The 23,928-nt window shown below is 31.4% G+C and carries 23 protein-coding genes and 1 other RNA gene; 8 read left to right on the top strand and 16 right to left on the bottom strand.

Annotated elements, in window-relative coordinates; genetic code table 11:
- Positions 1 to 116: 116 nt before the first annotated feature.
- The 3 genes from ABGB03_RS08815 (at position 117) to ABGB03_RS08825 (ending at position 4,257) form a co-directional block, all read left to right on the top strand.
- Positions 117 to 2,072: a M1 family metallopeptidase gene (locus ABGB03_RS08815; protein ID WP_347921987.1), complete on the top strand. Its 1,956-nt coding sequence runs from the start codon at positions 117 to 119 to the stop codon at positions 2,070 to 2,072.
- A gap of 134 nt (positions 2,073 to 2,206) precedes the next feature.
- Complete coding sequence (locus tag ABGB03_RS08820; protein WP_347921990.1) at positions 2,207 to 2,944, top strand: hypothetical protein; 738 nt, start codon at positions 2,207 to 2,209, stop codon at positions 2,942 to 2,944.
- A gap of 644 nt (positions 2,945 to 3,588) precedes the next feature.
- Positions 3,589 to 4,257, top strand: coding sequence for an ATP-binding cassette domain-containing protein (locus tag ABGB03_RS08825; protein WP_347921992.1), 669 nt, complete (start codon positions 3,589 to 3,591; stop codon positions 4,255 to 4,257).
- A gap of 158 nt (positions 4,258 to 4,415) precedes the next feature.
- Here the strand turns inward: ABGB03_RS08825 and ABGB03_RS08830 are convergent, their stop codons facing one another.
- The 3 genes from ABGB03_RS08830 to ABGB03_RS08840 form a co-directional block, all read right to left on the bottom strand.
- The gene (locus ABGB03_RS08830; protein WP_347921995.1) at positions 4,416 to 5,642 is read right to left on the bottom strand and encodes a TlpA disulfide reductase family protein; all 1,227 of its coding nucleotides are present in this window, start codon (positions 5,640 to 5,642) and stop codon (positions 4,416 to 4,418) included.
- Positions 5,643 to 5,723: 81 nt separating this feature from the next.
- The gene (locus ABGB03_RS08835; protein ID WP_347921998.1) at positions 5,724 to 6,452 is read right to left on the bottom strand and encodes a hypothetical protein; all 729 of its coding nucleotides are present in this window, start codon (positions 6,450 to 6,452) and stop codon (positions 5,724 to 5,726) included.
- Between the two features lie 82 nt (positions 6,453 to 6,534).
- Positions 6,535 to 6,756 (bottom strand): hypothetical protein, encoded by a 222-nt coding sequence (locus tag ABGB03_RS08840; protein ID WP_347922001.1) that lies wholly within the window; start codon positions 6,754 to 6,756, stop codon positions 6,535 to 6,537.
- A gap of 125 nt (positions 6,757 to 6,881) precedes the next feature.
- Between ABGB03_RS08840 and pheT the strand changes: the two genes are divergently transcribed.
- Together pheT and ABGB03_RS08850 are read left to right on the top strand one after the other, a co-directional pair.
- Positions 6,882 to 9,311: a phenylalanine--tRNA ligase subunit beta gene (gene pheT, locus ABGB03_RS08845; protein ID WP_347922003.1), complete on the top strand. Its 2,430-nt coding sequence runs from the start codon at positions 6,882 to 6,884 to the stop codon at positions 9,309 to 9,311.
- 1 nt (position 9,312) lies between these two features.
- On the top strand, positions 9,313 to 10,161 hold the full coding sequence (locus tag ABGB03_RS08850; RefSeq protein WP_347922005.1) for a phosphatase PAP2 family protein: 849 nt from the start codon (positions 9,313 to 9,315) through the stop codon (positions 10,159 to 10,161).
- A 60-nt stretch (positions 10,162 to 10,221) separates the two neighbouring features.
- On the opposite strand, the gene ABGB03_RS08855 is transcribed toward ABGB03_RS08850, so the two are convergent.
- The 9 genes from ABGB03_RS08855 to ABGB03_RS08895 form a co-directional block, all read right to left on the bottom strand.
- The gene (locus ABGB03_RS08855) at positions 10,222 to 10,758 is read right to left on the bottom strand and encodes a carboxymuconolactone decarboxylase family protein (RefSeq protein ID WP_347922007.1); all 537 of its coding nucleotides are present in this window, start codon (positions 10,756 to 10,758) and stop codon (positions 10,222 to 10,224) included.
- Between the two features lie 7 nt (positions 10,759 to 10,765).
- Positions 10,766 to 11,239, bottom strand: coding sequence for a YHS domain-containing (seleno)protein (locus ABGB03_RS08860; RefSeq protein ID WP_347922010.1), 474 nt, complete (start codon positions 11,237 to 11,239; stop codon positions 10,766 to 10,768).
- Between the two features lie 20 nt (positions 11,240 to 11,259).
- A complete protein-coding gene (locus ABGB03_RS08865; RefSeq protein ID WP_347922012.1) occupies positions 11,260 to 11,613 on the bottom strand; it encodes a hypothetical protein in 354 nt (117 codons plus the stop codon).
- 1 nt (position 11,614) lies between these two features.
- Positions 11,615 to 11,968, bottom strand: a complete 354-nt coding sequence (locus ABGB03_RS08870) for a hypothetical protein (protein ID WP_347922014.1) — start codon at positions 11,966 to 11,968, stop codon at positions 11,615 to 11,617.
- A gap of 90 nt (positions 11,969 to 12,058) precedes the next feature.
- Positions 12,059 to 13,111 (bottom strand): AraC family transcriptional regulator, encoded by a 1,053-nt coding sequence (locus ABGB03_RS08875; protein ID WP_347922017.1) that lies wholly within the window; start codon positions 13,109 to 13,111, stop codon positions 12,059 to 12,061.
- An 82-nt stretch (positions 13,112 to 13,193) separates the two neighbouring features.
- Positions 13,194 to 13,925 carry a sulfite exporter TauE/SafE family protein gene (locus ABGB03_RS08880; protein ID WP_347922019.1) on the bottom strand — a complete coding sequence of 244 codons (732 nt, stop codon included), beginning with the start codon at positions 13,923 to 13,925 and terminating at the stop codon, positions 13,194 to 13,196.
- A 14-nt stretch (positions 13,926 to 13,939) separates the two neighbouring features.
- Positions 13,940 to 15,076 carry a P1 family peptidase gene (locus ABGB03_RS08885; RefSeq protein WP_347922022.1) on the bottom strand — a complete coding sequence of 379 codons (1,137 nt, stop codon included), beginning with the start codon at positions 15,074 to 15,076 and terminating at the stop codon, positions 13,940 to 13,942.
- Entirely contained in the window at positions 15,073 to 15,750 is a 678-nt protein-coding gene (locus tag ABGB03_RS08890) for a hypothetical protein (RefSeq protein WP_347922024.1), read from the bottom strand. Before ABGB03_RS08890 ends, ABGB03_RS08885 begins: the two co-directional genes overlap by 4 nt.
- Positions 15,747 to 17,183, bottom strand: a complete 1,437-nt coding sequence (locus ABGB03_RS08895) for an aminotransferase class V-fold PLP-dependent enzyme (protein WP_347922026.1) — start codon at positions 17,181 to 17,183, stop codon at positions 15,747 to 15,749. Before ABGB03_RS08895 ends, ABGB03_RS08890 begins: the two co-directional genes overlap by 4 nt.
- A gap of 124 nt (positions 17,184 to 17,307) precedes the next feature.
- Between ABGB03_RS08895 and ABGB03_RS08900 the strand changes: the two genes are divergently transcribed.
- Positions 17,308 to 17,541 carry a DUF2007 domain-containing protein gene (locus ABGB03_RS08900; RefSeq protein WP_347922029.1) on the top strand — a complete coding sequence of 78 codons (234 nt, stop codon included), beginning with the start codon at positions 17,308 to 17,310 and terminating at the stop codon, positions 17,539 to 17,541.
- Positions 17,542 to 17,650: 109 nt separating this feature from the next.
- On the opposite strand, the gene ABGB03_RS08905 is transcribed toward ABGB03_RS08900, so the two are convergent.
- Positions 17,651 to 19,276: an ATP-binding cassette domain-containing protein gene (locus tag ABGB03_RS08905; RefSeq protein ID WP_347922031.1), complete on the bottom strand. Its 1,626-nt coding sequence runs from the start codon at positions 19,274 to 19,276 to the stop codon at positions 17,651 to 17,653.
- 254 nt (positions 19,277 to 19,530) lie between these two features.
- Between ABGB03_RS08905 and ABGB03_RS08910 the strand changes: the two genes are divergently transcribed.
- On the top strand, positions 19,531 to 20,940 hold the full coding sequence (locus ABGB03_RS08910) for a hypothetical protein (RefSeq protein WP_347922033.1): 1,410 nt from the start codon (positions 19,531 to 19,533) through the stop codon (positions 20,938 to 20,940).
- A 54-nt stretch (positions 20,941 to 20,994) separates the two neighbouring features.
- On the opposite strand, the gene fsa is transcribed toward ABGB03_RS08910, so the two are convergent.
- From fsa to ffs, 3 genes are all read right to left on the bottom strand, one after another.
- Positions 20,995 to 21,648, bottom strand: coding sequence for a fructose-6-phosphate aldolase (gene fsa, locus ABGB03_RS08915; RefSeq protein ID WP_347922036.1), 654 nt, complete (start codon positions 21,646 to 21,648; stop codon positions 20,995 to 20,997).
- A 105-nt stretch (positions 21,649 to 21,753) separates the two neighbouring features.
- Positions 21,754 to 22,557: an SDR family oxidoreductase gene (locus tag ABGB03_RS08920; RefSeq protein ID WP_347922038.1), complete on the bottom strand. Its 804-nt coding sequence runs from the start codon at positions 22,555 to 22,557 to the stop codon at positions 21,754 to 21,756.
- A gap of 50 nt (positions 22,558 to 22,607) precedes the next feature.
- Positions 22,608 to 22,706, bottom strand: an RNA gene (gene ffs, locus ABGB03_RS08925) — signal recognition particle sRNA small type.
- 89 nt (positions 22,707 to 22,795) lie between these two features.
- Here ffs and ABGB03_RS08930 point away from each other — a divergent pair.
- Complete coding sequence (locus tag ABGB03_RS08930) at positions 22,796 to 23,830, top strand: glutaminyl-peptide cyclotransferase (protein WP_347922041.1); 1,035 nt, start codon at positions 22,796 to 22,798, stop codon at positions 23,828 to 23,830.
- The last annotated feature ends 98 nt before the right edge of the window (positions 23,831 to 23,928 follow it).

Genomic DNA, 23,928 nt, shown 5'->3' on the forward strand with positions numbered 1-23,928 from the left:
CATCTCATAATCAGCAGAAAAACAAAGCTTTGTAAATGAGACCCTGAAATAAATTCAGCGTGACGACTCAGTTATGAGTAATTCCGGACAATCATTAAATTAAAACTTAGTTTGAAATGAAATACACTTATAAGCAATTACTATGTTTAGCTACGCTCTTTTGTCTATCAGCAAATTTCTTTGGTCAGTCAGAGCAATCTATTGATTCAAATCCTTTAAGTCCGAGAAATGCAAATTATAATATAGAAGTGACATTACTTCCTTCAACAAAAAAACTTAAAGGAAAGGAAGCTATTAAATGGACAAACATAACTTCTAAACCAACAGATGAATTACAGTTTCATTTATACATGAATGGTTTTTCCCATGACAGGACAACGTATATGATAGAATCGGGTGGGAAATATAGAGGTGTTGGTAAGAAATTCGATTCAAACTATAATGGGTTTAATAAAATAACCTCCATAAAAATTGGGGCTACTGAATTTCTAAACAACTTAGAATTTATTCAACCCGATGACAACAATATTCAAGATTCAACTGTAGCAAGAATAATACTTGATAAACCCATAAAGACCAACGAAACTGTCAATATTGAGATTGAATTCACTGTTAAACTTCCCATGCTATTCTCTAAAACAGGATATTCTGACCCATCCATAGCAAAAGATTTTTTCCTTATTGCACAATGGTTCCCAAAAATTGGCGTATTGGAAGAAACAGGTTGGAACTGTCATCAATTGCATCCTCACACAGAGTTCTTTTCAGATTATGGGGTGTATAATGTAGCGATAACTACCCCAAAAGAGTTTGTTATTGGAGCAACTGGACAATTGGTGTCTGAAACAACTACAGACTCCACAAAAACCCTTAAATTTCATGCAGAGGATGTACACGACTTTGCTTGGACAGCTTACCCTAATTTTAAAATATACGAAGAAAGCTATAATAATATAGCTATTCGATTTCTATATAATAAAGAGTATGAAAGTGATGTTGAAGAACAAGTTCAAGCACTTCGCTATGCAATAGATTATTTTCAAGAGCACTTAGGTAAATACCCCTATCCTACTATTACATTTTTAAACCCTCCCAATGGTTTAAACGCAGCTGGAGGAATGGAATACCCCACATTCTTCACTGTAGGCAGAAATGGTTTTTTTATAGACAATTTGTTTTCAGTCCATTTAGCTACAACTATTCATGAATATGCACATCAAATGTTTTATGGCATTTTGGGTTCGAATGAATTTGAAAATGCATGGATGGACGAAGGAATGACAAGCTATGGGACACAACGTATAATTGATATGTATTATGGTGGTCATATCAATAGGGATAATTTTTCTTTCACAAATGAAAATCGGGATCGATTTAAATATTTGACTAAGCCAAACAATGAGTCTATTCTAACAAAAAGCTACAAGCAAAAACCATCTAACTATGGAACAAATTCATATGCAAGACCAGCAACTTTGTTGCGGACGTTAGAAAAGCATTTAGGAGAGGAAGCTTTTAAAAAAGGAATGCGTTTTTACTACAACACATGGAAATTTAAACACCCAAAACCTAAGGATTTCTTTGAAGTTATGAATAAAAGCTCAGAAACAAATCTATCATGGTTTTTTGATCAGTTCTTTCGTGATAATAAAACAATTGACTATGAGCTCAATCAAATATTTCAGCAAAAGATAGATTATGAATTTATTGATCTCGGTCTTCAACAATTTCCAGATGTCAATTTATCGGGCAATCAACCTATTTTTTACAATCGTGTTGATATTAAAAACCATGGTAATGGCTACTTCCCAATAGAACTAGAAATCTCTCTTGAAAATGGTACTGTATGGACTTCTGCTAAATGGGATTTTAAATTAAACTATACAACAATAGAATTTTATTCAAACAGTCCTGTAATAAAGGCTCAGTTGGATCCAAAACGCAAAGTCCTTATAGATCTTACTTATTCAAATAATGGAAAATCTGTTGATATCGCTAATGCTACAGGAAAATTTGTTAATCGTTGGCAATTTTGGATACACAACATAGCTCAATTATTAGGAGGGTTCTAAAATAATACTTAACAATAATAAAAATGATACTTACTTCAATTTCTAAAAACACACATCTAATAAAAACACATCTAATTGTTTTTTTACTCAAATCCTTTACGATTTATATAAGTTTAGTCCCTCTTAGATTCGCCATGAACCTATTTTTTTCTGGAAGAACAATAAATGAAGATTTGTTCAACTATTCAGATTTAAATGCATTTCACGATTTTTTTGGAGCCTTTGTATCACATGAAATGCCCTGGTATGGCTTTCCACAATACCTTTCTATAATCCTTGGTGGAATAATCTTTTTTTTCTTTGTCTTGTTTTTATGTATTGATGGATTTATTGATGCAGGCATGTTAAACTCAATTGAAAAAGGTAAAAGTGGATTTTTCCTTAAAGGAATGCAGACACATGGTTTCTCATTTTTCAAGTTGAGATTATTCAACCTCATCCCATATTTAATAGCCATTAGTATTGTTTTGACACCATTGGCTTACTTATATATAATTGAAAGCTTTAATGCTCTTATTATAGCCTTCATACTTTTGTCCATTCCATTTATGTTTATACTAAAAATGATTGATTATGGTAAGTATCTTATTTTAAGAGAGCATAAAAAAGCTGGAAGTGCATTTCTTATCTCGCTTAAGTCCATATTTAAAAATTTAAAACAAACCTTAGCCTTGAATATTCAAACACTATTATTATTTCTTGTTGGCTATTTTCTTTATAGGTTTTTAGATGATATTGTTGTCGTTAACACAGTGACAAAAATATGGTTCATGTTAATTTTACAACAGGCAACTTTATTTGGAAAACAGATCCTTCGGTATTCGTATATGACGGCAGTTGGCAATTTTAATAGTGTAGACAGTAGGATATGAATTTTACAACAAGTACATTTTTATGCAAAGCGTATTTTAAGTAGCAATCCATTATCTAATCTAGAAAATAAGGCAATATAGTATACAAACAACTAAGTAAATACAAGAGTATTTGGAATTATATAAGCTAAAAAAGCTCAAAACCCCATCAACCAAGAGCAATGCAAGTTATTAGTATACTGCTAATTAACGAATGCTTAAGATTACAACTTGTTAATAAATAGACCCAATAAGGTATTTACTTTTACAGAAATTTCTTATAACTTCGCTTATCGACTGATATAAGTCATTAAAACGACGTCATATCATTAAAGTTAGGCAAAATATGAAACTCGTATTCAAAATGGAATTTATTACAAAAAATGTACAGTAAAGCTATTTCTAAATACTTTTTGGATATTAATATGTTCAACGTTCCTTTTTCATTGATTTTTGCCTTCACATCAGGTATTTTATGGAGTGTTGTTATTTTTTCATCATTTGGGATTTTTATAGGCTATTTGGGCTATCAGACTTTTAGAAAAAATGAATATTACGCATATTACAATCTCGGATTTACAAAAACTGACCTTTTAAAAAGAGTGTGGCTAATTAATATGGTTATTTCCTTTTTATTAATTCTAATATATATGATATTCAGATAAATGGATTTATTAAAAGTAACTGAACTTAACAAATCTTACGGAAAAAAAGCTATTTTAAAGAATATCAATCTTGACTGTAAAGTTGGAGAGATAATTGGAATATTTGGTCGTAACGGAACTGGAAAATCTACATTATTAAAACTAATATTTGGAACAGTGAAAGCTGATTCAATTCTAATAAAAATAAATTCAGAAATTATTTCTCAAAAAGATGTAATTCAATCGAAAAGGATAGGCTACTTACCGCAAGACACTTTTTTACCAAAAGAACGGGTGGTAAGAGAAATAATTCCTTTGTTTTTTCCTAATGGAGACGACCAAGACAAAATTTTTTATTCACCACAAGTATCGAGTTTTGAAAAAATAAAAATTGGGAAATTATCTTTAGGACAATTACGCTATCTTGAGTTACTTATTATTGGAAACTTGAATCATACATTCTTAATGTTGGATGAACCATTTTCAATGATTGAACCGATTTATAAAGATGTGATAAAAGGTTTATTACTCGAACTTAAAAAATCAAAAGGTATAATCTTGACTGACCATTATTATAATGACGTTCTTGAAATAACAGATAAAAATTTCGTTATAAAAGATACAGAAAAAATTGAAATATTGGACAAAGATGATTTAGTAAAATATGAATATTTGAACTCAAATGAATAATAAAATACTTTGCCTAACATCGTGTAAAAATAATTGCTTGGTTCTTGCTTACTCGGAAAATCCTGTGGATTTTCCTCTGGTTCGTTCCATTTTTGTTAAGTTAGTTGCTTAATCACGCAACTATCCTTACACCAACCGATAAGCGTAACAAAAAAATCTTACTCACTCAACAACGTCTCAATAAAAGCATTAAACTCTTTTTGAAAACTTAGATATTTCTCGCCAGTAGCTGGTCCATTAAAACCTGTATGTATTTTTCTAACCTTACCTGTTCTATCTAAATAAATAGTGGTTGGATACGAGACTACTTTATTAAGCATTGGCATTTTTTCTTGCGCTTTACCTTTATCGTTCGTGCCAATTTGTGCTAATAAAATGTCATAATTTAAACCTACACGTTCTTTCATTCTGGTAATCCCTTTAATAGCCTTTTCTTTGGTTTTTGCGTTTTCAAAAGCCAACGCTACAATCTCTAAGCCTTTATCTTTATTCGCTTCATAGAATTTTGAGTAGAATTTGGTTTCATCTAAACAATTAGGGCAATACGAGCCCATAATTTGCACCAAGACCACTTTATCTTTAAACTTCTCATCGGTAAACGACACTATATTATCTTCTAAATCTGGAAACGAAAAATTAAACGTGTCATAACCTTCGTTAATAAAGGTTAATGTATATGCGTCAGGTAGTTCGAATTCTGGATTTGGCTTCCCAACAAAGGTTTCGAGTGAATGATTCCCTGAGTAAAACCCACCAACCATACTCGAGTCGGTTACATGCGCTTTAAATAAAAAAGCATGTGCGCCATCAAAGGTTGAAATTTTTAACGTATCTGCATCAACAATACCTTCCAAAAAACGATAATCACCTGTTGGTGTTCTAATGTTTCCTGTCACGTTATTTCCGTTTTGCTCTAAAACAGCTTTTGCAGGGTAAATGTTTCCATAATCGTTGAACTCCATTTCCCAAACACCCGAAACATCAACGTATTTTTCGGTATTCGGTTTATCAAATCTTTGTTGTACACCATATTCAGAAAAAAAGGCTACACTCCTATCCCTATCCTCTTCAATCCATTGTCCGTGAAAATTATTTCCATCAAATTTTGCAGCAATTACTGTTTCAAAGTAAGGCAATCGTATATACACCGAATCGTTACTATAAGATATTTCATCAACTTCAATCACTTCATCAGCATTATAAATTTTTAAAGTCGTGCTAGACGTTACCTCAAATATAAAAGGCATTGCTTGATTATCTTGTGCTATTAAATTTCCTCTATAGGTACCAATTTCTAATGTTTTAGCTTCTTTTTCTTGGCACGCAAAAACAAACAACAAAACAATGCACCACAAACAATTTCTCATACCTAATAATTTGTTCAATAACTCGAATTAACAACAAATTTATTACAAAAAAAAGCATTACCGTAGTAATGCCTTCTATCTTTAGATTGATTATATCAATTAATTATTTTCTTTAACCAATATTTTTGATAATTGCTCTGTCTTTTCTTTCATTTTTTCTTTAGCCTTTTTAATTGCTTCTTCAAGGCTATTTATTTTGTTTTCGGCTTTTTTGATTCGCTCTTCTCTTTCTTTAATTTCGTCTTCGGTAAGTGACTTATCTTCCTTGGCCTTTTTAATACGCTCCATTGCTTGCTGAATTCTAGATTTCCCTCTTTTTATAAGCTCATCATTTTTTTCAAAACTTTCTTCATACTTTTTAACTTTAGCTTTCGCCTCAGCAGCACGAGCCAAACCAAATTCTCTACCTTTTAATTCACCTTTATTTTTTCCGTAAGCATTTCCTTTCGCTTTGTTTTCCTTTGCTTTGACTTCTTGATTAAGTTTCGCTTTGGCTTCTCTTTCCAATTTATCATCATCATCAAGATCTTCCTTCAATTCCTTTATATCCTCTTTTGCATCTCCCCTTAATTCTTTCATTTTTTCAAGAATAGCTTCACGTTCTTCATCAGTCGTAGCAGCCTTTAAGCGCTCACGCAACGCCTTCATATCTTCTCTTTTATCATCTCTTACTTCTTTAATATCTTCTTTTATCTCTTTCTCAATAGACTCCTTCTTTTGCTCTACTTTTGCTTTGGCAGCTTCAGATTTGCCTTGTGCACATATTTCTTGTTGTCCTACTAAAGTTAAAAAAGCGGCAGTAAGAACTATATATTTTAAATGTTTCATTTGTTTAAGTTTTTGTGTTTTAATTTTTTTTGATAGTTGTTTGCCATATATTTAGGCAGTATTATTAATCGAATTTGTATGATTAATTTACTATCTCTTTAATATCCTCTTCAAGTTCCTTAATAGCCTCTTCTAAATCTTTCACTCCATTTTCAATATCTTCAGCGATCTCTTCCATCTCACCTTCTATTGTTTCAATTTCATCAATGGCAGCAAGAGTTTCTTCCTCTTCCTTTTTTGTGTCTTTACAAGCTACAAAACCCAAAAGGAATATTATAGCGATTAATTTTGATACTGTTTTCATTCGTTTAATGTTTAAGTTAATATTATTTACTAATTAATATACGGTTATTATGCCAAAATAGATTATCCATATTTTTATTGATGCTCGAATATTATATCTTTGCGCAATAAATATTTAGGTTATAAATGAAGATTTCATACAATTGGTTAAAGCAATTCATTAACATAGATTGGAATGCCGAAAAAACTGGAGAATTACTAACAGATTTAGGTTTAGAAATTGAAGGTATTGAAAACTATCAATCCGTTAAAGGTGGACTAGAAGGCGTTGTTATTGGTGAGGTGCTAACTTGTGAGCAACATCCAAATGCTGATAGATTAAAAGTAACAACGGTTGATGTTGGTGGTGAAACTCCTTTACAAATTGTTTGTGGTGCACCCAATGTTGCCGCTGGACAAAAAGTCCCTGTAGCCACTATTGGCACGACTTTATATACTGCTGATGGCGAAGCTTGGACAATTAAAAAAGGTAAGATTCGTGGTGAAGAAAGCCACGGAATGATTTGTGCTGAAGATGAGCTTGGTCTTGGAGAATCTCACGATGGGATTATGATTCTTGATACTAAAATTAAAGTTGGTACACTAGCTGCTGATATTTTTAATGTTGAAAATGACCAAGTTTTTGAAATTGGATTGACACCAAATAGAGCTGATGCCATGAGTCATTTTGGTGTTGCACGCGATTTAAAAGCTGGATTGATTCAACAAGAAGTACATCTTGAATTAATTACACCTTCGGTAAGTGCATTTCATGTGGATAATCGTGCTCTTAAAATTGATGTAGACATTCAAGACAAACAAAGATCTCCTCGTTATTGTGGTGTGACTATTTCTGGATTAAACATTGGAGAATCTCCAAGTTGGTTGCAACATCGTTTAAAAGCTATTGGATTATCTCCAATTAATAATGTAGTAGATGCTACCAATTATGTGTTACATGAACTGGGGCAACCTTTACACGCCTTTGATGCCGATAAAATTAAAAACAAGAAAATCATTGTAAAAACACTTCCTGCAGGAACAAAATTTGTAACACTTGACGAGGTAGAACGCGAATTACATGCCGAGGATTTAATGATTTGTGATGGTGAAGAAAATCCAATGTGTATTGCTGGTGTTTTTGGAGGTATTCATTCTGGTGTTACCAAAGAAACCACAAGTATCTTTTTAGAGAGTGCTTATTTTGATCCTGTATCAATTAGAAAATCAGCTAAACGTCATGGGTTAAATACGGACGCTTCTTTTAGATTTGAAAGAGGTATCGATCCAAATATTACAGAATATGCCTTAAAACGTGCCGCTTTATTAATTACTGAAATTGCTGGAGGCGAAATAACAAGTGATGTAATTGATGAATATAAAATTAAAATTGAAGATTTTCAAGTACGATTAAGCTTTGAAAATGCCAAAAATTTAATTGGCGAAGAAATTCCGCGCGAAATTATCAAACGTATCTTAATGTCATTAGACATCACTATCAATAATGTTACAGAAACTGGTTTAGGATTAACCGTTCCTGCTTATAGAAACGATGTACAACGTGAAGCCGATATTATTGAAGAAATTTTACGTGTATATGGTTACAACAATATTGGTATAACTGAAAAATTAAATGCTTCTATTTCAAATTCTTCAAGATTTGAAGATCACAAAGTGCAAAACGTAGTTGGTAATCAGTTAGTTTCTCAGGGGTTTTATGAAATTATGGCTAATTCTTTAACCACGCCTAATTACGCCAAATTAAGTGAGCAGTTAAAAGAAGAACATAATGTAACTATGTTGAATCCTCTAAGCACAGATTTATCTGTATTAAGACAATCATTATTATTCTCTGGTCTAGAAGCTATTGCTCATAATATTAATAGAAGGCAAACAAGCTTAAAATTATTTGAGTTTGGAAAAACATATCATAATTATAATGACACTCGCGAAGAACATAAACACTTATCATTATTAATAACTGGAAGCAAAAATGCCGAACGTTGGAATGCCGAAAGCAAATCAAGTGATTTCTTTTACTTAAAAGGAAGTGTGGATGCAGTAATAAGTAGATTAGGTATTTCTAGAGCTAGAACGTCTCCAATAAAAAATGATGTGTTTAGTGAAGGTTTAAGCTTAAGTTTAGGAAAAACTAAATTAGTAGACTACGGAATTGTAAAGAAATCGATTTTAAAAACGTTTGGTATTTCGCAAGACGTACTATTTGCCGATTTTAATTGGGACAACATTCTTGAAGTGGCCAAACGCAATACAATTACCTTTAAAGATATACCTAAATACCCTGAGGTTCGTCGTGATTTTGCTTTGTTATTAGATGAATCTGTTTCATTTGATGATATCCATAAAATTGCAAATCAATCTGAAAAGCAGTTGCTGAAAAATGTGAATTTGTTTGATGTCTACGAAGGCAAAAACCTTCCAAAAGGCAAAAAGAGTTATGCTGTTAGTTTTATGTTGCAAGACGAACACAAAACACTTACTGACAAGCAGATTGACAAAATCATGAGCAAACTGCAAGCTAATTTTGAAAAGCAGCTTGGAGCTGAGTTGCGTTAAAATGAATCGGTCATTAATAATATTCTTTCTGTTGTTTAGCAATTATTGGTCAATAATTGTTGCCCAAGATAAAATTGAAATATCTAAAGACAGTCTAAATACTTGGCAAACTTTTAAATATGATACTAATGCTTCATGGAGAAGTATAAAGCATGCAGTTACAAGACCATTACATTGGAAAGGTAAAGATTATGCTAAATTTGGTGGGATGGTATTGGGAACTGTAATAATATCTGCAACAGATAGAGAAACCAGTAATTTTTTTAGACAACAGGACGATAGTTTTCCTCAACCAATACAAGAATTTGGTTTTTACTTCGCTAGTCCACAAAACTATTTAATGGCAAATGCTGGCCTTTATGGTTTTGGTTTATTAACAAAGAATGAGCAAATAAGAAAAACTAGTGTTTTAATTATTTCTTCATCGATAACTGCTGGTTATTTACAAATTTTTGCGCGAACAGCTTTTGGTCGTGCTCGCCCTTTTTCAGGTGACACCCCTTACACTTTTAAGCCATTTGCTGGTAACGAAGACTATTTATCATTCCCATCAGGACATACGGTTCTTGGAATTACTATGGCACATTCTATTGCTAAGCAATTTGATAACACCTGGACGAAAATTGGAATTTACTTTATTGGTAGTATTCCTGCCTTAACACGTTTAATGGATGGTGCTCATTGGTTAAGCGACGTTGCTTTTGGAGCTGCTCTATCTATAGTTGTGGTTGATAGTATTGATAAATTCTTATTTAATTCGGAATCCTATGACTATCCAAAAAAACAAAAAGCAATAACTTGGAATTTTAGATTCAGTAGAAATCAAATTGGTTTTGTAGGAACTTTTTAGAAAAAGGCACTTTGTTCATGAACAACCGAACAAAGCACCTTCTAATCTTAAAAAAATAAACTAAACACTTACAACTTCTGGGAAATCAATTGGTACTCTAGTGATGCCATGAATGTAATTAGTAAATGTAATATCTACTATTACAGATACCATATCTATCAAAGCCTTTTCGGTGTAACCTAAATCGAAAAACTTATCAATATTACTTTCTAATGGCTTTCCTCTGTTCTCAACAATATCAGCAGCTAGAGTTGTTAAAACTAATAGCTTTTCATTACTACTGTTTAAAGTTCTTAATGCTATAGCATCTTCATCGTTAAACCCATTCATTTTTGCAATGGCTGTATGAGCTGCCAAACAATAATCACAACCATTCACTTCAGAAACTACTAAACGAATCGCTTCTAGCTCTTTCATTGAAAAACTTCCTTTCCCAGCTCGATTAGTTGTTTCCATGTGTAACTCTAAACTATCTGAAGAATATCCTGTTACTGCGTAGATATTTGGCAACATTCCTATTTTGCTTTTGATGTTATCAAATATGACCTTAGATTTATTATCTACTTGATCTCTTGTTGGGACATGTATTTCTTTCATAGCAATATTAATTATGAGTTTTACTTAGTTTTGACCAATTCTTATTTGCCACAGATACTAATTTTGCATGGTTATTTTCTCCCAACCAAAGCTGCTGAGCATCTAATTCTAAATTGTATAGATATAAAAAGTACTCATCATCTTTTACAATAAACTTGTTTGGGTCTGGTCTAAACTTTGCTCCTGCATACACACCAAAAGCGCAGAAACCACCATATTGAGGTACATATCGCTCAGGATTCTTTTCAAATGTTGCTTTTTGTTCTGCAGATGTAAAATAATATGCAATTTTTTTGTATTCAGATTTATATTGCTTTAATCCTTTTTGAGCTATCCCTAAGTCTAAGTAAGACACAGGACTATAACCTTGTAAGGCTATATTGCTATTATCAATATTATTGGCTTTATTATCTTGTGAGAAGCCTATAGTCGTTACTAAAAATGCTAATGCAAGCGTTACTGTTTTTATTATATTTTTCATTTTTTTTTAATTTTAATTTATTAATAATCGTTTTCGCTTAATGACACGACTGTAAATACTACAGCTGCATTAAACAAGTAGTAATTTGCTTCCATTCCTGTAAACCCTAGAGCAAATGGAAGTATCGTAAATGCTATAGCTACTACTAAATCTATAGCAAGATGTCCTTGAAAAGGTATTCGTCTAAATGCTCCCAACTTGTAATTGGTTAAAAGACTAACAGCTAAAACTGCAATTCCTGTAACTACAGAAATCCAATGAGATGCAGCATTAACGCTTCCTAATCCTAATACAAAAGGTGCAATGATAAGTCCAACTCCTGCAGAATAATCTGCAACTCCATGAAGTGTAGGAGAAATAAATCGAAACTTCATTTTAGTTGGCGTTAAAATAGTCTTCTTGAATAACTTTTCCTTCTTCGTTCCAAATACGTCGAATTATTTCGTGCCAATAAATATGACTGCCATCTTTCATAGAAAAATCGAAAGTAAACTCTGAAGCTGATACATTTCCATCTACAATTGTGTGATGATGCTTTATACCATTTACTTCGGCTATTGCTCCTGCAAAGCCTTCCATCTTTTCTATCATCTGATTTTTATTTGAAGTTTTAACATCTCCAAAATCTGAAGTAGTAGCCTCGTTAGCAAAAAATTGTTTGACAGCATCTACTATTGCACCTTGTGCAACCACACTGTCCATTTCTACAGCTAATTCTTTAATATTCATTCTTTTATTTTTAATGATTAAACAAAATATGTTTGTAATTACATTGCAAATATCAGAATGGAATACAGTTAAAGACCTACAAAAAAAACACTAAAAATTGTACTTTTTATTTTGAAATTGAGATGGTGTTTCTCCAGAATATTTTTTAAAAAATGCAGAAAAATGGTTAGGCTCTTCAAAGCCTAATTGGTATGCAATATTAGTGATACTGGCACCTTCGGACAATAATCGTTTTGCAGTATTAGTAAGCTCTAACCGGATTAATTGTCCTAAAGATATATTCATTTTATCTTTTACTTTTTTAGACAATGCTTTTATGGAAAGGTTCATTTTATCAGCATAAAATCCAAGAGATTGTTCTTGAGCATGATAGTCATATATTAATTCTGAAATATTTTGAACAAAAGAATCTCTCTGTTGAAAATCGAAATCTGACCTGAATTGTTTTGGTGTTTTCCCTGTTTGAAATTTAAAAACACGATTAAAGTATGCCGTATCCTTAAATCCTAATTCATAAGATACTTCTTGTATACTTTTATCAGTAAACGCAATTTCCTTTTTTCCTTCTAATAATCTTTTGCTTCCTAAAAGATTCTTCAAAGAAACTCCAACTTTATCTTTTATTAATGCTTGTGCTTCATAGCCACTATCATTAACTATTTCTGCCAACTCGTTGTTAGTAAGATGATTTTTATATTCTACATCAATAACATCCTTAACATCAAAAATTAGGTGATACTCTTCTTTGTTTGCATGAAATGGATTTTGCCAAAACCATTGCTTAGAAGAAACATCAATAATATCTGTTATTTTATTTGAAAAAACTGTGTTTTGTAGATATTTCTGGCAGTCATCACATTCATTAAAATTTATGTAGCCCAAAGATATTAGGTGCTTAAAAAGCACTCTTACATCTTTGTTTTTAAAGATTGTCTCTTCATCAAAAACTATCTGTCTAACCTCAAAATCATCAGATAAGAACTTTATGTACTGTCCTTTTTCTAAATAAATGATTTTATCTTGCCAATTCAAATACGTTTTAAAATCTACTTCTATACTTCCATGCCCAGAAAGTATTTGAAAAAGTGAGTATTGGTTTATGAAGTAAACCTTGTTTATTTCTGGGAAAAATTTACTAACCATTATTAAAATTGTTAGCTTATTAGTAGTAGTTATTATAAAAACCTAACAGATAACAATTAAAACTGACTATACTATTATTCAGTTAATAATATAAGGCGCTAAAAAGTGTCGTAATCCCTATTAGCAGTATTAAATATAAAGACATTTTTTTAAAAGAATCTTGCGATATTCTTTTTAGCAAAAGTTTACCCAAATAAGTACCAACAATACTTATCACTATTAAAAATGGAATATAGATTAAAATTTCTTTGGTAATAAAACCATTAAAGAAATAGACAATGGTTCTGCTAAAATCAACAAAGAAATCTATGATAGCAGAAGTGGCTATAAATACATTTTTCTCAAGATTAAAAGCTGCCATGGTTAATCCTCTAATAGCTCCTCCTGTTCCCAATATCCCAGCAAATAATCCTGAAAATGTACCTCCAAGAAGTGCTTCTCTTTTATTTGGTTTAATAATCAACCCTTTTTTTATAAGAAATAAAAGACTCAAACCAATTAAAAATACTCCTAAAATGATTTCTAGCAAGTATTCATTCAAATATTTGGCGATAATACCTCCAATAATGACAAACACAACAGCAGGAATACCAATATAAGTCACTAATTTTTTATCTATCCCTTTTTTAAACATGGCAATCTTACTCAAATTACTTGCCACATGAAACAAAGCTGTTATTCCTAATACAGTTTGGAAATCGAAATAAAAATTGGCTATAGGAACAAAAAACACAGAAGAGCCAAAACCTCCAATTGTTCCAATAATTTCAGCCAATAAGGCTAGAAGTAAAAATAAATATTCTAGGTTTTTCAATTCACTTTTTTAAATTAGTTTTTGATTTTATTATACGTTTTCATAAGCTCAATTACTTTATCAATTGGCAGAGATTCTACTTTATGATTATCACGTCCAGTAATGGTAACAGCAGCAAAAAGGGAGTTTAAAATAGCTTCTTCTGTGGATTCTATCGTTGCCAAAAACAACGGAGACATATCATCGTTTCTTACTTCTTTTTTCTGGTTAAACATAGAGTCACTTTGATAAGAGATTAGGTTTTCTTTTGCATTAGAAAGCGCAATTACATAATCACCACTTCCGTTAGAAGCTATACCTCCTGTTTTAGCTAACCCTAACATAGCACGTTTAGCCAAACGTTCAAGATTCCTAGCGTTTAATGGCGCATCAGTAATAACAACAATCATACAAGAACCATCAGCATCATTTAAAATTTTATCTCGATAAGGATACTTTTGTAATTCTTTAGCTATTGGCACACCATTAATTTCTAACACACCTCCAAAATTAGTTTGCACCAATACACCAACAGTATAACCTCCTAAAGACTTAGGAAGTTTTCTTGAAGATGTTCCAATACCTCCCTTATATCCAAAACAGATGGTTCCTGTTCCTGCGCCAACATTACCTTCTTCTACTACTCCGTTTTTTGCTTTTTTAATGGCATTTAGTACATGTTGCTCAGTTACATGACGTCCTTGTATATCGTTTAACCAACTATCATTCGTTTCACCAACTACCGAGTTAACCGAACGTACATTTTTATTTTCTTCTTGGTTTAGGGTGTAACTTATTAAACCTTCCATACCTGCAGCAACACTTAACGTATTAGTTAAAATAATTGGTGTTTCAATATTACCTAATTCCTTAACCTGAGAATATCCAGCTAGCTTTCCAAAGCCATTTCCTATATAGATGGCTGCAGGGACTTTGTTTTGAAACACATTTCCTTGATGCGGTATAATGGCAGTAACTCCTGTCCTTACATTATCTCCTTCTATAATGGTTTCATGACCAACTGTAACACCATCAACATCGGTAATTGCATTTAGTTTTCCTGTTTTTAAAACACCTATTTCAATGCCGTAATCTCTAAGTCGTTTGTTTTGTGCATCCATATTTGCTGATATTATTAATGTGATTAATAATAAGTAATAGTTTGTTTTCATCTGTTCGCTTTTATTAATTCAAAATGGAAGATTTTACCTTGATAAGTTGTTTTGATAAAAAAAGAATTAGGAGTAGAACTTACAATTTCATAATTAAAAATATCTCCTTTATTACTAATCTGACCCTTAAACTCATCATTGCTTTCAACAAAAGTCAAGTCAAAATTACAATCTCCTTTTCTTTGAAACTCTAGCAAAGAATATGACTTTCCATTATTCATTGTTTCAACAAAAAACCTGTCTGATATTGACACATACGTCGTATCAACAACAACCTCATCTAGCTCAATTTCATGAACATAATAGTAATTACCTTTAGTTAAATCATTACATTCTAACGCATTGGGCTCTTTAGTCTCAGGGATTTTTTCTTTTACAGTATCTTCAACTAGTTCAAGTGCATACTCACAATTCTTAGTAAAATGAACCCCAATCTTATCAAAAACGTCTTCGTTCAGTTCTGTAATCAGCTCAACCTTTTCGGCAACTAATAAGGCGTTTATATTTTTAAATAGAGCTGATTGCATACATGACTCAATCTCTTTATAACTTTTTATTTGTTTGCTTTCTGCACAATCACATATTTCTTTCGAAATATCATCATATACTGTTTGTCCGAAACAAAAGCTTACTGATACGATAGTCAAACAAAACATTATGGCTATTCTTTTCATATTATTGTTTTAGTTAATCCTCTTTCTATCATAGCAATAGCTTTATCTATGGTTTCTAATTTAGTTCTAAATGACAATAAAGCCATACGGATTACAAACTTTCCATTTATTAAGGTAGAACTTAAGAATATTTCACCATCGTTATGTAATTCTTTCAAAAGGGTTTCATTAAAATTATTTTCATTATCATTATTAGTAGGATACCAAAAATAGCTTACCGATAAATCTGGCTCAGGACCAACTTTAAAACCAATTTTTACTAATTCTTCTCTAAAATACTGAGTTAATAGTAACTTTTCTTCAAGACAAGCGATAAATGGTTCTATTCCATGTAACTGCAAGGGCAACCACATGCGTAAACTTCTAAAGTGTTTGGTTAGTTCTGGAGATACATCTGCTGGATTTACTGGCATATCATCATCAATAGCATCTTGCATGTAGTTGGCACGATAATGATTGGAATGGTATACTGCATCTTTATCTTTAACTAATACAGCTCCAAGTCCGTAAGGAAGAAACAATCCTTTATGAGGGTCAATCACTAAAGAATCTGCCATCTCTATGCCTTCAAATCGCTCTTTCACTCTATCAACAAGAATAAAAAAACCTCCATAAGCACCATCAATATGATACCATAAATTATTTGCTTTTGCAATCTTCCCAATAGCTTGTAACGGATCGATTGCTCCAGTATCAGTTGTTCCAGCTGAAGCTATAACTACAAAAGGATTTAGTCCTTCCCTTTTATCTTTCTCAATTTTTTGTTCTAAATCTGAAGCGATAATTCTTGAATATACATCTAACTTTAAATATCTAATTTGCACATCTTCCAAACCAATAATTCGAAGTGCTTTTTGAATACAATGATGCACTTGAGGGCTAGTATAAATAACACTTTTCTCAATTACAGCATTTTTAATTCCATGTTTATCCCTTGCAGCAGTTAACGCAATTAAATTAGCTATAGAACCACCTGAAGTTAAATTTCCAATGGCAGAACCCGGAAAATTAAACATAGATTTCATCCAGTTTAAAAGTTCATGCTCTATCGCAACACCTCCGGGACATGAATAATGCATTCCAACATATTCATTGGTAACGTCGACTAAATAATCTGCCAAGGATGATGTGTATATTCCTCCTCCAGGAATATAACCTAAGTGCCCTCCAGAAGCTGCATTAATTCCTTTTGCTGCTACCTCATTAGCATAAAGCTCTAAAATTTGCTCTATTGACTTTGTTTTATTGGTTACTTTAAAAATTTCAGGCGTTTCTTTATCTCCACAATATGCATTTGTTGTATCAATTGAATTAAGAAATGAATTGGCGTAAGCATTTACTTTTTCTAAATATATATTTCTTTGAGCTTCATTTGGTTCAAGAGACTGAGACTTAGACTGTAAGCTTAAAATTTGGTGTTTAAGTTGATTCACTAAAATTGTTTTAAAAAATTAATTCTCATTTTTTGTAAGAATTAGTCACGTTTATTGTCCTAAAAATAAGCAAATTGATTTGTTTTTTTGTATCTTTAGTAGACACATCTTAAACTTATTTATTATGGAATCTCATTATACTAAAATATATACAGGAAGTTTTATTATTGTTCAGCAATTAACGACAAAACTAGAAGAGAATGGTATTACTGCTATTATAAAAGATGAAACAGAGTCTGGTAGATTGGCAGGTTTTGCCGCATCAATTCCAGGTTCCCAAGAAGTGTATGTACATGAAGATGAATTAGATAAAGCTGTTACTGTTGTGCAATCTGTTTTAGCAGAAATGGAGGCTTAATTTAATGCGATAAACATTTGTAATTTACTTTACTACATAAAATAAATAAGCCAAAAATCTTAGATTTTTGGCTTATTTATACTTTCCATTGAAAACAAAAGTTCTCTAATTATACATTAACTGAATACATTTTTTCTCGTAGCTCTTTAATTTTCGAGTTTTGCATATATTCATCAAAAGTTGTGTAACGATCTATAACTCCGTTAGGTGTTAATTCTACCACTCTAGTTGCCACAGTTTGAGCAAACTCATGATCATGTGTCGTAAATAACACGGTACCTTTAAAGTTCTTTAACGAATTATTAAAAGCAGTAATACTCTCTAGATCTAAGTGGTTTGTTGGCTCATCTAACATTAATACATTAGCACGCATCATCATCATTCTAGATAACATACAGCGTACTTTTTCTCCTCCTGATAACACATTTGATGTTTTTAAAGCTTCTTCTCCGCTAAAAATCATCTTTCCTAAAAACCCTCTTACGTAAACCTCTTCGCGTTCTTCTTCGGTAGTTGCCCATTGACGTAACCAATCTACCAAAGTTAACTTGTTATCAAAAAAAGCACTATTATCTAGTGGTAAATATGATTGTGTTGTTGTAACTCCCCAAGCAAATTTTCCTGCGTCAGCTTTTTCGTTACCAGAAATGATTTGGTAAAAAGCTGTTGTTGCTCTAGAGTCTTTAGAATATATTACAACCTTATCTCCTTTTGCTAAGTTTAAGTCTATATTACTAAATAATGTTTCTCCATCTAAAGATGCTGCTAAACCTTCAATATTTAATATTTGATCGCCAGCTTCTCTATCTCTTTCGAAAATAATTGCTGGATAACGGCGACTAGAACGCTTGATATCCGCAATGTTTAATTTTTCGATCATCTTTTTTCTACTCGTTGCCTGCTTAGACTTGGCAACGTTAGCTGAAAAACGCCTAATAAATTCCTCTAGCTCCTTTTTCTTATCCTCAGCTTTTTTATTTTGTTGTGCGTGTTGTCTTGCAGCTAATTGAGATGATTCATACCAAAATGAATAATTTCCTGAATAATGATTTATTTTGCTAAAATCAATATCAGAAATATGGGTACAAACAGCATCTAAAAAGTGTCTATCGTGAGATACCACAATCACACAGTTATCATAATTTGCTAAGAAATTTTCTAACCAAGAAATAGTTTCGTAATCTAAATCATTGGTAGGCTCATCCATAATTAGTACATCGGGATTTCCAAAAAGGGCTTGTGCAATTAAAACACGTACTTTTTGTTTTCCATCCAAATCTTTCATTAAGGTATAATGAAAATCTTCTTTTATGCCTAGGTTTGATAGCATTGCTGCTGCATCACTATCGGCATTCCAGCCATCCATTTCTTCAAATTGTACTTGAAGTTCTCCAATTTTTTCAGCATTTTCATCAGTATAATCTGCATAAAGTGCATCAATTTCAGATTTAATCTTAAACAAAGGTTTGTTTCCTCTTAATACAGTTTCTAAAACAGGAAACTCGTCATATAAACTATGATCTTGCTCTAAAACAGACATACGTTTACCTGGTTCTAGATGTACATGTCCAGAAGTAGGGTCTTGTTTGCCTGCCAAAATCTTTAAGAATGTGGATTTCCCCGCACCATTTGCTCCAATAATCCCATAACAATTCCCATTGTTGAAAGTAGTATTGACCTCATCAAATAGGACACGTTTACCAAATTGTACAGATAAGTTAGAAACTGATAACATTTTTTTGCTTTTAAATTACTCAGATGATTAATGTTCGACAAATAAGTCTTCTTGAACCTACAAATTTAAGTATTTTACTCCTTGACGTAAAGCCCCTTGTAAGTTTCGCGCAAAAGTAGAAAAATCAATCCATTCAAGCAATTAAATAGCAGTCATAATAACATTTAACAACGCCTTAACATCAGTTTTAGTATGCAAAACATACTTTTGTAATGAAATAGGTAAAATCTCTCGATTGAGATTGCAGGATTACTATGAAACAACTAATTGTTCTTATACTAGTTATCACCACATTATTTGGCTGTAACACTAACGAAAATACTTGTGGTCAAGCTTATATTGGTGGTGAAATAATTAATCCGAGTAATGACTATGTGACACTTTTTAGAGATGGATTACTTATTGATACATTATTCTTAGATAAGAATAATCGTTTTTCTTATCAAATTGAAACACTAGACCCTGGTTTACATTCTTTTTATCATGGTAATGAAAATCAAGTTGCAATTATTGAGCCAAACGATAGTATTATGATTAGGTTAAATACATTTGATTTTGATGAGTCATTAGTGTTTTCTGGTCAAGGCTCGAAGAAAAACAACTACTTAATTAATATGTTCTTAAAACTTGAAGATGAAGAACATTTTATTTATGAAGCGTCTAAATTAAATCCAGAAAAATTTTTAAAGAAACTTGATTCTATAAAAAATGAAAAATATCAGTCTTTAGATGCTTTTAAACAAAAATACTCACCTTCAGATTATTTTACCAACGTTGCCAAAATAGGTATTGATTATAGTCACTACAGAGATAAAGAAATTTATGCCTATAGATACTTTGGTTCTAATGAGCCATTACCTTTAGATTCACTACCAAATGACTATTTTGATTTTAGGAAAGAAATTGACTATAATCGTGAAGATTTAAAAAAGTTTTACCCTTATTATAATTTTCTTTTTCCGCATTTTAACAATTTAGCAATGGAAAAGTATTTTGAAGATAATAATGAAGAAAAACTAGTAAGAACTAATATTAAATATCACTTAAACAAGCTTGAATTGATTGATGATATGGTTGATAATGAAATGATGAAAAATATTCTTTTAAAAATCCCAACCATAAACTTCTTAAATTATTCTACGTCTTTTGAAGATTCTGATGCTATGTTCAATTCCTTTATAGAAAAGAACGTAAGTAAACAAAACGAAGCCTATATAACAAATCTACATAAAACGCTAAATAGATTGCGTCCTGGAAATAACCTTCCAGATATTGAATTGCTCAACTTTAAAAATGAAACAGCTACACTTAGCAACGTTACCAAAAGATCCACTGTTCTTTATTTTTGGACTAGTGCCAATAAGTATCATTTTAAAAACAGTCATGCAAAAGCGAATGAGTTAAAAATATTATACCCTAGCATTGACTTTATATCTATAAACATCAATTCTAATAATGAGTCTAATTGGAAACAATTATTAAAACAAAATAATATTGATGTTAGTAATGAGTATCGATTTAGAAATCCAGAAATTGCTAAAAAGCAATTGGCAATTCAATATATTATTAAAGTAATTGTTGTCGATAGAAATGACAACATTATCACTTCTAACGCAAATTTATTCAAAAGCGACTTCAAGGATTTGCTAGATGAAATAAAATAAAAAAGACTACTTTAAAAGTAGTCTTTTTTATTTCTGTATATATAATTTAAGGGTTTAGTTGCCCTTTTTGTAATCTTCTAAAAACTTAGCTAAGCCAATATCTGTCAAAGGATGCTTTAATAAGCCTTCAATTGAACTTAAAGGTCCAGTCATAACATCTGCACCAAGTTTAGCACAATCAATAACGTGCATAGTATGACGTACTGAAGCAGCCAAAATTTGTGTTTCAAAAGCATAGTTATCGTATATGTGTCTAATTTCTCCAATAAGGTTTAAACCATCAGTAGAAATATCGTCTAGCCTACCAATAAATGGTGATACATAGGTTGCTCCAGCTTTTGCTGCTAATAATGCTTGTCCTGGAGAAAACACTAAAGTTACATTCGTTTTTACACCTCTTTCCGAAAAATATTTACAAGCCTTTATCCCATCTTTAATCATAGGTAACTTAATAACTATTTGATCGTGTAATTCCGCTAAAGCTTCACCTTCTCTTACCATTCCTTCAAAGTCTGTAGAGATAACCTCAGCGCTAACATCACCATCAACAATATTGCAAATGTCAACATAGTGCTTTAAAATATTGTCATGTCCTGTAATGCCTTCTTTAGCCATTAATGATGGATTGGTAGTTACACCATCAAGTACTCCAAGATCTTGAGCTTCTTTTATCTGACTTAAATTAGCTGTATCAATAAAAAATTTCATTTAATTAACTTAGTTTTTAGTTGTGTTTAAATTTGTGGCGAATTTACAATATTAGGTGTGCTTTCAATTAAATTTTAATTAAAACATATTAACAACTTTTAAATGCTATAACTTATAATGATTCATCAACAATTTTTCATAAACCTTATCAGGAAGAATACGTTTTAATACAATAGAGAATTTTTGCATAAACTCCCCTACTTTATAATGTACCTTAGGATTTTTAGAATTAATCACTTTAAATATAGCTTTAGCCATCAATAAAGGATCTTGACCACTATCTACATGCTCATCCATTAGTTTTAAAGTATTTCCATAAGATTCTTTATATGGTGAACTATTGTTAACAGGCGCATGATAACGTCCAGCAGCAATATTAGTCGCAAAATCTCCTGGAGCGACATTGGTCATGTTTATATTAAAATCCCTGATTTCCATTCTAAAGGCTTCAGTAATAAGCTCCAAAGCACCTTTACTTGCACTATAAACACCTCTGTATGGTAATCCCATATAACCTGCTATAGAAGTAACATTAATTATTAATCCAGAATTCTGCCCACGCATATATGGTAATACAGCTTTAATAACATTTATTGGGCCAAAAAAGTTAGTATCAAAATTTCGTTTGATTTCTGCTTCAGGAATTTCTTCAATAGGCCCTGTTATTCCTGCTCCAGCATTATTAATAAGTACATCTATTTTTCCTTCATTACTTATTACTTTTTCAATACAATTTAAAATACTTTTATTATCAATAACATCTAAGGCAACAATTGGAAATTGGCTATCAGGATAATTTTGCGGATTTCTACTAGTACCATAAACAATATAGCCCTTCTCTTTAAGAAACTCTCCAACAGATTTTCCTATTCCAGAGGAACCTCCAGTAATTAAAACAACTTTAGACATGAAATTTTTAAGATTAATTCAACCAAAAGTAAGAAACTTTATGGCACAAAAAAAGGCAAGCTACCTACATCACACCGCTACGACCATTTACCTTTGCTGCGTTCCCGCCCTGGAGGATTCAACAGGAGCTGGTTGTGTAGGACTTGCCGAGTGCAAAGATACAATCTTTTAATAGTTGTACAATGATTTTTTTTACTGAATTTAAATAAATAAATTGCTGAAAAATTCAATAAAAGCTATGCGTTGCCTTAAAATTCTTACTATCATAGTATTACCAGTATTAATGATTGCTTGCGGTAGTAATTCTGAAAAAAAATCAAAGAATTTCTCAATCGAAACTAACACTACTAAAAATGCTATTTCTAATAGTGAAACTTTAACCTTATCTATTAAAAACTCAAAAAATCATATTATTGACTCTGTAGTTTATAAAATGAATAATCAAAGAATTAATAATACTCTAGATTTAAGTAATAGTAAACTAGGAAAGCAAGTTATTGAAGCAACCGTATACTATAATCAACAAAACGAAACTGTTTCTACTAACATTATTATCCTTAATAGTTTTGCGCCTAAAATATATAGTTTTAATATAATTAATGAGTATCCACACGATATCACTTCTTATACGCAAGGGCTTGAGTTTTATAATGGTGAACTTTATGAAAGTACAGGTCAACTAGGAAAATCTAAACTTAAAAAAGTAAACTACAAAACTGGTGAAGTTATTAAAAATATTGATTTAGCTAAAGAATATTTTGGAGAAGGACTTACCATTTTAAATGATAAGCTATATCAACTCACTTGGCAAAGTGGTATTGGGTTTGTGTACGACGTAAATACTTTTGAAAAAAAGAGCAACTTTAAATACGGAAAAAGTAAAGAAGGTTGGGGAATTTGTAATGATGGGACTGTACTTTACAAGAGTGATGGTACCGAAAATATTTGGCTTTTAGACCCTGAAACACTAGTTGAAAAAGATTATATTCAAGTATACAGAAACAAAGGTAAAGTTGAGAATTTAAATGAACTAGAATGGATTAATGGTAAAATATATTCTAATAGCTATCAAAATGATGGTGTTGCTATTATAAACCCAAAAAACGGTGCTGTGGAAGGATTAATTGATTTTTCTTCATTAAAGAAAAAGGTGAAACAACATCCAACTTTAGATGTTTTAAATGGTATCGCATACAACCCAGACACTAAAACAATATTTGTAACTGGTAAACATTGGGACAAACTTTTTGAAATAGAGATAATAGAAAAATAGAAAGAACAGCAACAGGAAAATTTCTTTATGGATTAACAAATTTTCTAAGAAAGAGTTATAGTTCAAAAAATTAAATCTTTTTTGTTAATTCTTAATTA

The organism is Pontimicrobium sp. SW4 (genome assembly GCF_039954625.1).
In the GTDB taxonomy this organism is placed as follows: domain Bacteria; phylum Bacteroidota; class Bacteroidia; order Flavobacteriales; family Flavobacteriaceae; genus Pontimicrobium.

What these genes read in the sequence shown, in the direction of transcription:
- ABGB03_RS08815 (WP_347921987.1), top strand. Translation starts at nt 117, where the DNA reads ATGAAATACACTTATAAGCAATTACTATGTTTAGCTACGCTCTTTTGT.
- ABGB03_RS08820 (WP_347921990.1), top strand. Translation starts at nt 2,207, where the DNA reads ATGAACCTATTTTTTTCTGGAAGAACAATAAATGAAGATTTGTTCAAC.
- ABGB03_RS08825 (WP_347921992.1), top strand. Translation starts at nt 3,589, where the DNA reads ATGGATTTATTAAAAGTAACTGAACTTAACAAATCTTACGGAAAAAAA.
- ABGB03_RS08835 (WP_347921998.1), bottom strand. Translation starts at nt 6,452, where the DNA reads ATGAAACATTTAAAATATATAGTTCTTACTGCCGCTTTTTTAACTTTA.
- ABGB03_RS08840 (WP_347922001.1), bottom strand. Translation starts at nt 6,756, where the DNA reads ATGAAAACAGTATCAAAATTAATCGCTATAATATTCCTTTTGGGTTTT.
- pheT (WP_347922003.1), top strand. Translation starts at nt 6,882, where the DNA reads ATGAAGATTTCATACAATTGGTTAAAGCAATTCATTAACATAGATTGG.
- ABGB03_RS08850 (WP_347922005.1), top strand. Translation starts at nt 9,313, where the DNA reads ATGAATCGGTCATTAATAATATTCTTTCTGTTGTTTAGCAATTATTGG.
- ABGB03_RS08855 (WP_347922007.1), bottom strand. Translation starts at nt 10,758, where the DNA reads ATGAAAGAAATACATGTCCCAACAAGAGATCAAGTAGATAATAAATCT.
- ABGB03_RS08860 (WP_347922010.1), bottom strand. Translation starts at nt 11,239, where the DNA reads ATGAAAAATATAATAAAAACAGTAACGCTTGCATTAGCATTTTTAGTA.
- ABGB03_RS08865 (WP_347922012.1), bottom strand. Translation starts at nt 11,613, where the DNA reads ATGAAGTTTCGATTTATTTCTCCTACACTTCATGGAGTTGCAGATTAT.
- ABGB03_RS08870 (WP_347922014.1), bottom strand. Translation starts at nt 11,968, where the DNA reads ATGAATATTAAAGAATTAGCTGTAGAAATGGACAGTGTGGTTGCACAA.
- ABGB03_RS08875 (WP_347922017.1), bottom strand. Translation starts at nt 13,111, where the DNA reads ATGGTTAGTAAATTTTTCCCAGAAATAAACAAGGTTTACTTCATAAAC.
- ABGB03_RS08885 (WP_347922022.1), bottom strand. Translation starts at nt 15,076, where the DNA reads ATGAAAACAAACTATTACTTATTATTAATCACATTAATAATATCAGCA.
- ABGB03_RS08890 (WP_347922024.1), bottom strand. Translation starts at nt 15,750, where the DNA reads ATGAAAAGAATAGCCATAATGTTTTGTTTGACTATCGTATCAGTAAGC.
- ABGB03_RS08900 (WP_347922029.1), top strand. Translation starts at nt 17,308, where the DNA reads ATGGAATCTCATTATACTAAAATATATACAGGAAGTTTTATTATTGTT.
- ABGB03_RS08905 (WP_347922031.1), bottom strand. Translation starts at nt 19,276, where the DNA reads ATGTTATCAGTTTCTAACTTATCTGTACAATTTGGTAAACGTGTCCTA.
- ABGB03_RS08910 (WP_347922033.1), top strand. Translation starts at nt 19,531, where the DNA reads ATGAAACAACTAATTGTTCTTATACTAGTTATCACCACATTATTTGGC.
- fsa (WP_347922036.1), bottom strand. Translation starts at nt 21,648, where the DNA reads ATGAAATTTTTTATTGATACAGCTAATTTAAGTCAGATAAAAGAAGCT.
- ABGB03_RS08920 (WP_347922038.1), bottom strand. Translation starts at nt 22,557, where the DNA reads ATGTCTAAAGTTGTTTTAATTACTGGAGGTTCCTCTGGAATAGGAAAA.
- ABGB03_RS08930 (WP_347922041.1), top strand. Translation starts at nt 22,796, where the DNA reads ATGCGTTGCCTTAAAATTCTTACTATCATAGTATTACCAGTATTAATG.